Annotated in this window: 13 protein-coding genes; 2 read left to right on the forward strand and 11 right to left on the reverse strand. The window is 64.7% G+C overall.

Translation table 11 applies throughout. From position 1 onward, the window contains the following. Window positions 1–51 precede the first annotated feature (51 nt). The 11 genes from VF34_RS23755 to VF34_RS23805 all read right to left on the reverse strand — a co-directional run bounded on the left by VF34_RS23755 (window position 52) and on the right by VF34_RS23805 (window position 10,638). Entirely contained in the window at window positions 52–1,047 is a 996-nt protein-coding gene (locus VF34_RS23755; protein WP_045842157.1) for an alpha/beta hydrolase, read from the reverse strand. A gap of 110 nt (window positions 1,048–1,157) precedes the next feature. Beyond that, on the reverse strand, window positions 1,158–2,315 hold the full coding sequence (locus VF34_RS23760) for an RNA polymerase sigma factor (protein WP_032375089.1): 1,158 nt from the start codon (window positions 2,313–2,315) through the stop codon (window positions 1,158–1,160). Between the two features lie 8 nt (window positions 2,316–2,323). Further along, the gene (locus VF34_RS23765; RefSeq protein ID WP_032366806.1) at window positions 2,324–2,731 is read right to left on the reverse strand and encodes a YciI family protein; all 408 of its coding nucleotides are present in this window, start codon (window positions 2,729–2,731) and stop codon (window positions 2,324–2,326) included. Between the two features lie 93 nt (window positions 2,732–2,824). After that, window positions 2,825–3,847, reverse strand: a complete 1,023-nt coding sequence (fbaA, locus tag VF34_RS23770; RefSeq protein WP_032367298.1) for a class II fructose-bisphosphate aldolase — start codon at window positions 3,845–3,847, stop codon at window positions 2,825–2,827. A 32-nt stretch (window positions 3,848–3,879) separates the two neighbouring features. Then, complete coding sequence (locus VF34_RS23775; RefSeq protein WP_032374853.1) at window positions 3,880–4,890, reverse strand: LacI family DNA-binding transcriptional regulator; 1,011 nt, start codon at window positions 4,888–4,890, stop codon at window positions 3,880–3,882. Between the two features lie 36 nt (window positions 4,891–4,926). After that, window positions 4,927–5,577 (reverse strand): nucleoside/nucleotide kinase family protein, encoded by a 651-nt coding sequence (locus VF34_RS23780; protein ID WP_027495731.1) that lies wholly within the window; start codon window positions 5,575–5,577, stop codon window positions 4,927–4,929. Next, window positions 5,567–6,493 carry a PfkB family carbohydrate kinase gene (locus tag VF34_RS23785; RefSeq protein ID WP_032374854.1) on the reverse strand — a complete coding sequence of 309 codons (927 nt, stop codon included), beginning with the start codon at window positions 6,491–6,493 and terminating at the stop codon, window positions 5,567–5,569. The genes VF34_RS23780 and VF34_RS23785 overlap by 11 nt, the downstream gene beginning before the upstream one ends. Beyond that, a complete protein-coding gene (locus tag VF34_RS23790; protein WP_027495729.1) occupies window positions 6,471–7,253 on the reverse strand; it encodes an ATP-binding cassette domain-containing protein in 783 nt (260 codons plus the stop codon). The genes VF34_RS23785 and VF34_RS23790 overlap by 23 nt, the downstream gene beginning before the upstream one ends. Beyond that, window positions 7,250–8,239, reverse strand: coding sequence for an ABC transporter permease (locus VF34_RS23795; RefSeq protein ID WP_027495728.1), 990 nt, complete (start codon window positions 8,237–8,239; stop codon window positions 7,250–7,252). The genes VF34_RS23790 and VF34_RS23795 overlap by 4 nt, the downstream gene beginning before the upstream one ends. Before the next feature lie 34 nt (window positions 8,240–8,273). Beyond that, the gene (locus VF34_RS23800; protein WP_027495727.1) at window positions 8,274–9,272 is read right to left on the reverse strand and encodes a substrate-binding domain-containing protein; all 999 of its coding nucleotides are present in this window, start codon (window positions 9,270–9,272) and stop codon (window positions 8,274–8,276) included. A 373-nt stretch (window positions 9,273–9,645) separates the two neighbouring features. Beyond that, window positions 9,646–10,638, reverse strand: coding sequence for a YihY/virulence factor BrkB family protein (locus VF34_RS23805; RefSeq protein WP_027495725.1), 993 nt, complete (start codon window positions 10,636–10,638; stop codon window positions 9,646–9,648). A gap of 151 nt (window positions 10,639–10,789) precedes the next feature. Here VF34_RS23805 and VF34_RS23810 point away from each other — a divergent pair, with 151 nt between their 5' ends. Further along, a complete protein-coding gene (locus tag VF34_RS23810; RefSeq protein ID WP_027495724.1) occupies window positions 10,790–10,960 on the forward strand; it encodes a CsbD family protein in 171 nt (56 codons plus the stop codon). Between the two features lie 219 nt (window positions 10,961–11,179). Further along, complete coding sequence (locus tag VF34_RS23815) at window positions 11,180–11,899, forward strand: GAF and ANTAR domain-containing protein (RefSeq protein ID WP_032374855.1); 720 nt, start codon at window positions 11,180–11,182, stop codon at window positions 11,897–11,899. Window positions 11,900–11,904: the final 5 nt, after the last annotated feature.

Below are 11,904 nucleotides of genomic sequence, written 5' to 3' on the forward strand. Positions count from 1 at the left end.
CTTCGTCGGTGGTCTGTCCATCGACACTTACCCACGAGCGCGTCGGCGCAATCAGCTGGTTCCCAGAGCCGGAGCCAGTGTGGTGAACCAGGCCTCTCGCAACTGGTCCTCGAACAGCGGCCAGGTATGCGCACCTTCGTCGCGCATGGATACCGTCGCCGGAACGTCGGCCCGACGCAGGGCGTCGACGAAGATGGATGTGCAGTAGTTGACCATCGCTTCGACCGCCATGCCGCCGAACGGCGGAACGGCACCGTCGGGAATGCGATCCACGGCGCCGGGCGCACCGCGTGACGAGCTCACGTACACCGCCGTTCCACGAAGTCGTTCGACATTGAGCGACGGGTCGTGGTCTCGCCATCCCTGACTTCCCGGCAACCCCCACATGTTGAACGGGTTGTTGAGTCCGCCGGCGATCATGGCCGAGATGCCTGCGGTGGCAAGCGGATTGGACGGTGCCGGGCATCCGCTGAACGACGCGGCCGCGTCGAACACGTCGGGAGCCTGGATCGCCAGATCCAACGCCGGGCCACCGCTCATCGACAGGCCCGCGACGCCGCGCTTGCCCGTCGAGCCGTAGGCGGCGTCCACGGCCGCGGGTAGTTCACGGCTCAGATAGGTCTGCCAGAGGTTGGTCCCCAGCACCGGGTCGGTTGTCTGCCAATCGGTGTAGAAGCTGAACCGACCGCCGATCGGTGCGACGACGGTGACGTTCTTGTCGAGAAAGAACTGTTCGACGCCGGAGTTGTTGAGCCAGCCGACCCCGTCCTCGTTGCCGAGGGCACCGTTGAGCAGAACCAGCGTGGGCGCGGGACCACCTCCGGGCGAGTGCAGCACCTCGTTGGAGATGACCCGATTCATGGACGGAGAGAACACGTTCAGCACCGCGCGCGTTGCCGACACCTGGTGGATTCCGACGGCCCCGACTGCCGCGTCGGCCGATCCGGTAGTGCCCGGCAGCGCCTGCGCCGGATTTCCGGCCAACACTATCGACGCCAGTACGGCCGCCGTCACCACCGCGGTGGATCGAGTCAGCTTCCTTCTCATCTGTCCCACAGGCAACATCAGCACCATACGAGGGTTGCACGAATTCCGCTTTCGACCGCTAACGATCCGATTACAAAACCGCCCGGTCCGTTCGCTGTTTTCAGGTATCTCTACGGACCTGCGGTACGAATTCGCGTGGCGCGCAGCGTCAGATGATGCCGCTCGGCCACCGAGGACGCCGACTCGGCCGCCCGCACGAACAGCTCGGCCGCCAACCGGAGATCGCCGGCCTTCTCGTGCAGGTGCGCAGCCACCGCGTGGTACCGCGGTACGGCGGAATCGACGGCGGCGAGCGCCGCGAGTCCGGCGGCCGGGCCGTCCGCTTCCCCCACCGCGACAGCTCTGTTGAGCCGTACTACCGGACTGTCGGTGATCGCGAGCAACTCGTCGTACCACTCGACGATCTGTACCCAGTCCGTGTCCTCGACCCGTTGCGCATCGGCATGCAGGGCGGCAACGGCGGCTTGTATCTGGAACTCGCCCAGCCGATCCCGAGCGAGCGCCGCCTGCAGAATCCGAACTCCCTCGGCTATCGAGACGGTGTCCCAGCTCGACCGATCCTGCTCGGCCAAGGGAATCAGCCGGCCGTCGGATCCGGTTCTCGCAGCGCGCCGGGCGTGGTGCAACACCATCAACGCCAACAGTCCAGCGGTCTCCGCGTCGTCGGACAGGGTCGCGAGCTGCCTCGTCAACCTGATCGCCTCGGCCGCGAGATCGACGTCGCCGGTATACCCCTCGTTGAACACCAGGTACAGCACCCGCCGAACCGTCGAGAGGTCACCCGGAGCGTCGAAACGGACGTCACGCACCGCCCGTTTGGCTCGGCTGATGCGCTGGGCCATGGTTTTCTCCGGCAGCAGATACGCCTGCGCAATCTGCCGCGTCGTCAGACCCCCGACGGCACGCAACGTCAGCGCTACCGCTGCTGCGGGTGTCAGCACCGGGTGCGCGCAGAGGAAGAACAACTGCAGTGTGTCGTCGACGCCGTGGATACTGCCCGGTTCCGGCTCGGCCGCAACCCGGTTCTCTCGATCCCGTCGAGCCTTCTCCGATCGCTGGGAGTCGAGAAATTTGCGCCACGCCACGGTGACGAGCCACCCCTTCGGGTCGGACGGCGCGTCACCCGCCCCTGCCGACGCTCCCCACACCGAGGCCGCCTGCACCAACGCCTCCTGGACGGCGTCCTCGGCCGCCGCGAAATCTGCTCCACGGTGGACGAGGACGCCGATCACGGACGGAGTCAGCATCCGCAGCGCGTGAGGATCCACGAGTGCCGTCACTCGTCGATCGTGGCGGGGGCCTCCATGAACGGACGTAGCTCGAGCCATTCGCCGATCGGCTCACCACCGGCACCGGGTGCTGCCGAGAGCTGCCCCGCGAGTTCGAGTGCGCGGTCGTAGGACTCGACGTCGATGACCATCCAACCTGCGATCAAGTCCTTGGTCTCCGCGAACGGACCGTCGGTGACCGGGGGCTTTCCGGCCCCGTCCGACCGCACCCACGTTCCCTCGGGGGCCAGGGCCTGCGCGTCGACGAACTCGCCCGTCTTCTCGAGCTCGGCGGCGAAGTCTTGCATGAACTGGATATGGTCGTGCACTTCGGCCGGGGTCCACCGGTCCATCGGAATCCAGCCGGCAGGCTCGGGGGCCCCGCGGTAATGCTTGAGCATGAGGTACTTGGCCATGATGTCTCCTAGCGTCGGATGCAGTCATTCTTTCTGCATTCGCCCCTGGGACGGAGCCGGTCGGCCGATATCTACATACTCGGCCGAAAAACTTCACCGCATCGTGCGTCCGACCGAGCCGAGCATCTGGGTTGCCTCGACCACGCGGGCTGCCATGGCCGACTCGGCCGGCTTGCCCCACGATCGGGGGTCGTAGGCCTTCTTGTTGCCGTACTCGCCGTCGATCTTGAGAACCTGGTCGTACTTGCCGATCATGTGGCCCGCGATGGACCTGGTGAACGCGTACTGGGTGTCGGTGTCGATGTTCATCTTGATCACCCCGCTCGCCACTGCCGACGCGATGTCGGCGGCACTCGAGCCCGATCCACCGTGGAAGACCAGATCGAACGGCTTGTCCTTTCCGGTTTCGGCACCGACGACCGACTGGATCTCGTCGAGAATCTCGGGACGTAGATGTACCGAGTCCGGGTTGTAGACACCGTGGACGTTGCCGAAAGTCAGTGCCGTCATGTATCGACCACGCTCGCCTGCACCGAGCGCGGCGATCGTGGCGCGGGCGTCGTCGACGGTGGAGTACAGCTGCTCGTTGATCTCGTGAGACACCCCGTCTTCTTCCCCGCCGATCACTCCCACCTCGATCTCGAGAATGGTGTCGGCCTGCACCGACAGATCGAGCAGTTCGCGTGCGATACGCAAGTTCTCGTCGAGCGGCACGGCGGAGCCGTCCCACATGTGTGATTGGTACAGCGGTGCCAGGCCGCGCGAGCGTCGTTCGATCGCGTCGGACAGCAGTGGGCGCACCCAATCGTCGAGGTTCTCTGCGGGGCAGTGATCGGTGTGCAGGGCCACCGAGATCGAATAGTGTTGCGCCACTTCGTGGGCGTACTGCGCGAGCGCCTTCGAGCCGGCGAAGCGGTTCTGCACGGCATTGCCGGACAGGTACAGCGCGGTACCGACCGACACCTGGATGATGCCGTCGCTCTCGGCTTCGGCGAATCCCTGCAGCGCCGCGTTGAGGGTCTGTGAGCTGGTGACGTTGATCGACGGGTACGCGAACCCGCCCTCCTTCGCGCGGTCCAACATGGCGACGTACTGTTCCGGACTGGCAATCGGCATGGGCTGTTCTCTCTTTCGGGTGCGGCTGGTCTTCAGCGTGTTGCTGCAGCGCAGCCGCACGAATTGCGGTGGGTGAACGTAGTCGGTACCGAAATGGATCGCGGCGCGTCGTCACGGCCTTCGATTCGACCGATCAACAGGTCGGCAGCGGTTCTGCCGATGGTCTGCACGTCCTGCGCGGCGGCCGTCAGGCGCGGCTCGAACAGATCGGACCACTCGAAATCGTCGTAGCACACGAACGCCAGGTCGTCGGGAATCGACAAACCAAGGCCGCGAACTGCTTTGAGGGAACCGATGGTCATCGAGTTGTTCATCGACACCAGAGCCGAAGGCCGGTCCGAACCCGTCAGCAGTCGACGTACCTCCGTCTCGGCCACCTCGACATTGGACCTTCCCTCGAGAATCAACCGAGGGTCGACATCGATTCCCCGGTCGGCGAGCGCCCTGGCATAACCTGCGAAACGCTCTGTGGTGGACGAGATTCCCTCGATGCCGCGGACGATCGCAATTCGGTCGTGTCCGGAGTCGAGCAGATGGGCCGTCAGCTCGTACGCGGATTGCTCGTTCTCCGGGCCCACCTGATCGCACGGGATATCCAGCATACGGTCGATCAGCACCAGAGGTGTTCCGCTGCGCATGATCTCGGGAATCGTCGACTCCTCCGAGCCGGCCGCAGGCGCAAGGATCATGCCGTCGACCTGACGGTCCAGCAGAGAATCGGTGACGCGCCGCTCCGACGTCGGCTCGTCGTGCGAGTCACCGAGAATCAACACGTAACCGGCCTCCGACAACCGCTGCTCGACGGCATAGACGAGGCTGCCGAAATACGGATTTGTCAGCGCCGCGATCGACAGCCCGACCGTGTGGGTTCTACCGGCCGCGAGAGAACGCGCCACGACGTTGCGCCGGTATCCGATCTCGACGATGGCAGCGTCGACGCGTTGCCGGGTCGCCGGGTTGACCTTACGAGTTCCGTTGAGCACGTGCGAGACCGTCGACACCGACACTCCGGCGATCCGTGCGACGTCGTCCATGGTGGGCATGTCAGTCGTCTCCGTGGGTATCGGACGCCGGCGGTCTCATGTCAATCGCAGGATTCGATCGGCGCGCTGCGCGGTCGAACCGATGAGCTCGGCGTTGCGTTCGTCCGAACCCAATGCCCAGAACTGCGCTTCCTCGGGCGATTTCCCGTACGCCTCGTGCCGTGCGACGAGACGCTCGTGCCGAACGGCCGTGTGCGGAGCCAGGAACCACACCTCGTCGATCATCGCCCGTGCAGCAGGCCATGCGTCGGATTGCATCAGCAGGTAGTTGCCCTCGGTGATCACCAACGGAACGTCCGACGGGACCGGTACGGCGGACCCGATCGATTCCTCGATCTCTCGCCTGAACTTCGGTGCGTACACCAGCGGATCGCCGGGGCGTTGATCGTGAATCGCGGCGACGAGACGCGCATAGCCGCCGTCGTCGAAGGTATCGTGTGCGCCCTTGCGATCGAGCCGGCCCAGTTCGATCAACACCTCGTTGGCCAGGTGGAATCCGTCCATCGGAACCAGCACCGAAAGCTCGGGGCCCAGTGCATCCACCAACTGCTGTGCCACGGTGGACTTTCCGGCACCCGGTGCACCGGTCAGGCCGAGTATGTGCCGCTCTCCCGGCACGGCGAGCCGTCCGGCCAGCTCCACGAGTTCGTCGAGGGATGCTTCCTGCACCTGTCGGTCATTGCTCACTGTTGTCGCTTTCGAGTACGTGGGTGGGAAGTTCGCGTAGCCACGCCCTGGGGCCGATGACCGAACAGCGCAGCGCCGCAACGCGAGCCGACCGTCGGATACGTTCCTGCACGGAGCCGAACTGCGTCGAGTAGTACGCGTACGCACCGTGGAAGACGTCGCCGGCTCCCAGTGTATCGACCACGGTGACCGCCTCGACGGCCACGGAGCCGGAGTTGCCCTCGGACCAGAATTCGACGGGCTCTCCGCCGTGGGTGGTGACAACCGTGCGTACGCCCGAGCGCACCAACGTCGCTGCAGTGGCAGCTGTGTCCGACGCTCCGGGCGTGCGAAAGTCCGCTGAGCACACCATGTCCGTGACGAACGGAATCAGCTCGCTCATCACGGGTTTCCAGCGTCCGGCGTCGACGACCGACGTGGTATCCCGCGCCGCCGCATGTTCCACGGCGGCGCGGGCGATCAGGGGGTGGTGGCCGTCGACGAGTACGACGTCGGCACCGGCGAGCACGGCATCGAGATCGTTCGGCGGCGCGGCGTCGGAGTGCACGGCGTCGGCCGAGACGACCGACCGGTCTCCCGTCGACTCGATCACCGTCACGGCCGAGACGGGTACTGCTCTCACGGTGCCCGCGATCGAGTCGATCACGCGCACATCGCATTCCGCAAGTTCTGCCTTGATCAAGGCAGCCACCGGATCGTCCCCGAGCGCAGTGACGAGAACGGCCGTACCACCCAGTGCGGCGAACGTGACGGCGGCGTTGGCGGCAGGACCGCCGGCCGCAACGAACTGCGCGTTCGAGGTGATCTTCTGGTTCGACGCCGGCGGCGACGACACTCGATGAATCACATCGAGTGTCGCCAGCCCGACGAAAACGCCGACCGGGCGAGACACATCAGAGGCCGGCGCGTTCCTCATCGGTCGGCTCCTCCGCGCCGGTCATGAGCGCGACGACCTCGGACATGGTGCGCTTCTTCGGATCCACGACGCCTGCGCGTTTGCCGAGGCGGTGGATGTGGATGCGGTCGGCGACCTCGAACACGTGCGGCATGTCGTGACTGATGAGCACCACGGGTATCCCACGGTCACGAATCGTTCGGATCAGGTCGATCACCATGCCCGATTCCCGCACGCCCAGAGCTGCGGTCGGCTCGTCCATGATGATCACCCCGCGGCCGAATGCCGCTGCTCGAGCCACTGCGACGCCCTGACGCTGCCCACCGGACAACGTCTCGACGGCCTGGTTGACCGACTTGATCCCGATCTTGAGGTCCTGCAGATGCTTCGACGACTCGTCGCGCATTCTCGGCATGTCCAATCGCCGAAAGATGCTGCCGCTGATGCCTTTGCGCTTGATCTCGCGTCCGAGGTAGACATTCGAGGCGATGTCGAGCGCAGGAATGACGGCCAGGTCCTGATAGACCGTCTCGATCCCGGCCGCCCGGGCATCGCGGGTGTTCTTGAACGACACCGGCGAGCCGTTCATCAGGATCTCTCCCGAATCCGGAATGACAGCTCCGGCCAAAGCCTTGATGAGACTTGACTTTCCGGCACCGTTGTCGCCGATCACTGCCAGTACCTCACCGGCCCGCAGCTCGAAATCCGCGCCGTTGATGGCCGTCACGCTGCCGTAGGTCTTGACCAGACCACGTGCTTCCAGAGCGAGGGGGGCAGTCACTGTGACCTCCTGCGTGCGAATTGATCGACGGCCACCGCGACGATGACGAGAATGCCGGTCGCGACGTTCTGGTACAGGCTGTCGACGCCGGCCTGGGTGAGCCCGTTGCGCAGCACCCCGACGATCAGAGTTCCGATGAGAGTCCCGATGACGGTGCCGCGGCCACCGAACAGGCTGGTTCCACCGATGACGACCGCGGTGATCGTTTCGAGGTTGGCGTTCTGATAGGCGTTCGGGTCGGCATTGGGGATTCGTCCGAGCGCTGCCCATGCCGCGATCGCGGCGATGACACCGGTGACGATGTAGACCGAGAACAGCACGCGACCGGACTTGATGCCGGAGCGGTCCGAGGCCTGCGGGCTACCACCCACCGCGTATATGTGCCTGCCCCAGGATGTTTGGGACAGTGCGTACCACATCACGGCGTACACCAGCAGCATCACCACCACGCCATACGTGGTGGAGAAGCTACCGATCTTGAACGACGTCCCCAGCAGTGTCAGCGGCCCGCTCGGCACCTGGTAGGTCTCGGAGCCGGCCAGCAACCTGGTGGCTGCCTGGATCGCGGTGAACGTGCCGAGTGTGACGATGAACGGCGGCAGTCGCAGCATCGTCACCAACCCGCCGTTGATCGCGCCGAATGCGACACAGACGGCAAGCGTCGAACCGAGCGCCACCACCGGGCCGTTGGCACCAGCGGTCTGCGCCATGACGATGGTGCCCATCACGGCCACCGCGCCGATCGACAGATCGATACCGGAGGTGAGGATGATGAGCGTCTGGCCGACGGCCAGAATGCCGACCACCACGGACTGCTGCAGAATCAGAGAAACGTTCTGCGGGTTGAGAAACGAGCTCGAAATCGAGCTGAACACGATGATGGCGATGACGAGCGCGGCCATGGGCCCGAGCAGCGGTTCACGCAGGATGGTTCCCACGTTGAACCGGCTCGGAGCCTTGGGAGGCGCGGCGGTATCGGTGCTCACGAATCAGTTCCTGGTCCTCGACGGATTTCTGCGATCAGCCCCAGCAATTCGCTTCGCCCCATGCGGTGTCCTGGGATTCGATTCCGGCAACAGGCTTGTCGGTGACCAGCTGAGAACCGGTGTCGTTGAAGCCACTGGGCTTGGTGCCGTCCTGGGCGAACTTGACCACAGCGTCGACGCCCTGCTCGGCCATCTTCGCCGGGAACTGCAGCACCGTCGCACCGATGATGCCGGACTTGACGTTCGCGATACCGGTGCAGCTACCGTCGATCGAGCCGATGGTGATCTGATCGGCGCGGCCTGCGGACTGGATTGCCTGGTACGCACCCGCCGCGGCGGGCTCGTTGATCGTGTAGAGCGCATTGACGCCCGGAGCGCGCTGCAGCAGGTTCTCCATGGCCGTCTGCGCCTTGGTCTGGTCGCCGTTGGTGTTTTCCTGGCCGACGATCTCGGGAGAGCTGTCGGTCAAGCCCATTCCTTCGAGGAAGCCGTCGTGACGGAACGTGTCGACGGTGCCGCCCGCGGTGCCGTCGAGCATGATGACCTGGGGCGCAGTGGTTCCCAACGTGCCCTTGACCCATTCGCCCTGGCTGACGCCTGCCGCCTTGTTGTCGGTGGCGAACGTCGCGTCCACCGCGTCCTCGGGATCGGTGGCCGTGTCGAGGGCGATGACGACGACGCCTGCGTCGCGTGCCTTCTTGATCGCGTCGAGGACTCCGGTGGAGGAGTTCGGGGTGATCAGAATGCCTTTGACACCCTGGCCGACCAGGTTCTCGATCGCCGCGACCTGACCCTCGTTGTCACCGTCGAATGCACCTGCGAGAGCGACCAATTCGGCTCCACTGGAGTCGGCCTTGGCCTGAGCTGCCTCACGAAGCTTCACGAAGTACGGATTGGAATCCGTCTTGGTGATGAGTCCGACCTTGACGCTGTCCGAATCCGAACCACTGCATGCAGTCAGTCCGAGTACGAGGGAACCGGCCATCAACGCGGTTCCGATCGTCAGCGTGGTCTTCCGACGGTGATTGAACATCTGGACTCCCTTGTCCTCGCTACGCAGGTCGCGTCGCTCGATTGCAGGAGCGTACGACCAATACAAGCGCTTGCGCATGCGCTTTCGCGAAATAATTCCGAAAACTTTTCCGACCGGCCGGCGACGACTCGATTCAGCCCGATCAGCCCCAGTTCCCGATCAGTCCCCGCTCCGGCCCCGCCGCCCCGGTCCTCGCCGCCCCGGTCCTCGCAAACGCGCGCGCGTTTGCCATCCGCGCGCGGAATAGTGCCCGATCGCCCAGCTATTCCGCGCGCATCCAGCGAATGCGCGCGCGTTTGCGGAGCCACGATCAGTCCCCGCCCCGGCCCCGCCGCTCCCGTTCTCGCAAACGCGCGCGCGTTTGCGGAGCCGATCAGTCGCCTCGCGTGCTCGACGAGTCCTCGTCCACCACCGAATTCGGCTCGTCGTACGTGACGGTGATGTCTTGGAATCCCTTGTTACGCTGCGCTTCTGCTTGACCGGTGTAGGAGTTCTTGTCACCCTCGGTGAGTTCGACGTTGTCGGTGAACGGCGTCAGCAGAGCCCGGGGATGCAGGTGGTCTACGCGCACGGCGTTGATCTCGATGCACAGCACGATCAGTACCGACGCGACGTACAGGAAACCGAGCAGACCGAGGACGATGGCGAAGATGCCGTTGCTTGCACTCGCGTTGCCCACGACGTAGCGGATGTAGATGCCGCCGAACGACTGCAGCGCCTGCCAGACGACCGCCGCGATCGCTGCGCCGGGGAGCACGTCTCGCACGCTCAGGTCCCGCGCGGTGCCGATTCGGAAGGCCGCGGTGAAGACGGCGGCGTTGACCACCACCGCTCCGACAAGTGCGAGCGCACCACCGGCGAACCCGAACACGCCCGAGGATGCGACGCCGTTCAGCACCGTCAGTCCGATGATCGCGGTGCCGACAGTGCTGAGCAGCAACAATCCGCGCAGCCGACCCTTGATGGGGTCCGGTTGCTCGTTGCGCGGCACCGACCACGCGGTGTTCATCGCGTACTGCACGGCCAGCGACACTCCGAGTCCGCCGTACAGCGACCCGACGACGCCGATGACGATGGCCGTGGTTCCGCCACTGAGGCGGTCCGGTTGACCGAGCTGGTCACCGATGACCGGGATCTGACTCATCGCCGAGTCGATGATGCGGGTCTGCAGCTCCGGGTCTCCGGCCAGCACGATTCCCAGCAGCGTGGTGAACAGCAGCAGAAGGGGAAACAGCGACAGGAACGAGTAGTAGGCGATCAATGCCGCGAGGTAGCCGCCCCGGTCGTCCATGAATTTGTAGAGCACCGCCAGCGGGAAACCTGCCGAGGGGTGCCTGCGCTGGAAGTTGTCCACCTTCGCGACCATCATCGGTCGAATGTAGCCAGCGACGAGCCTGCGGAAACGTCGACGCTCCGGCTTTCGGTGTGACCCAGCTCTCACGATCTGGACGTGCGCTTCGTCGGTCGAGCTCCGACCAACCCTTCGAGAACAACCCGAACCGAGAAAGGAACTCGCCATGAGCTTCATCGACAAGGCCAAGAACGCAGCAGAGGACGCCATCGGCAAGGCGAAGGAAGTTGTCGGCGACGCAACCAACAACAAGGACCTCGAGGCCGAGGGCAAGAAGGATCAGGGTTCGGCCGGCGTCAAAAAGGTCGGCGAGAACATCAAGGACACCTTCAAGTAACCAGCAGCCCCGGAAGGGTCGTCGATCGAATGATCGGCGGCCCTTCGTGCATCCCGCGATGATGCGCCGCGATACTCACCGGACCACCGCATCGCGAACCGTATAAAATCCATTGATCCGGCCTCGAGGTCGGGACAGGGCGTCCAGAAGCAGGCGCACGATCGAGGATCTCGCCGACGCGACGACGTCGACGGTCCACCGCGCGAGAGGATCGTGTGAATGACTGATTCACCGGCCGAGCAAGACACGTCTCGAACGTCCGAAGCACTGTCGCTCGCGCAGTTCGCTCGATCGCTGCGCGACACGCATCGGTCGATGCCGCAGACGTTGAGTGAGATTCTCCGAATGGCGATTCGGCTCATTCCGGGCGCAACCACCGGATGCATCACCACGGTGAACAAGGGTGAGCGCACTGTCGTCGCATCGACGGACCCGATCGCCGAGAAGCTGTGTCGGTTGCAGTACGAACTCGACGAAGGTCCGATTCCCACCGAGGTCCGTCACCTCGACGTCGTAGTGTCCTACGATCTGGCAACCGAACCGCGATGGCCGCAGTTCGCTGCGATGGCCATCGAGGCCGGTTTCAAGTCGCTCTCGGCCTTTCAGCTCTACAGCAACGCCGATGACCTCGGGGCCCTGGTGTTGTACAGCGACGTCACCGGAGCGTTCGACGCCGATGCGGTAGCGATCGGGGAGGCCTTGTCTGCGCATGCTGCCATCGCAATGCTCAGTGCCCGCGACACCGAGCAATTCCGGACCGGCTTGGCCAGCCGGGACATCATCGGCCAGGCAAAAGGCATGATCATGGAACGCTACGACCTCGACGCAGTACAGGCGTTCGACCTACTGGCGAAACTATCGCAGCAACAGAACCTTCCCCTGCACACCGTCGCTCGCGATCTCGTCGACGCCGACCACCCGACGAACTCGACGTTCTGACCCTG

This window comes from Rhodococcus sp. PML026 (assembly GCF_000963615.1).
Taxonomy (GTDB): Bacteria; Actinomycetota; Actinomycetes; order Mycobacteriales; family Mycobacteriaceae; genus Rhodococcoides; species Rhodococcoides fascians.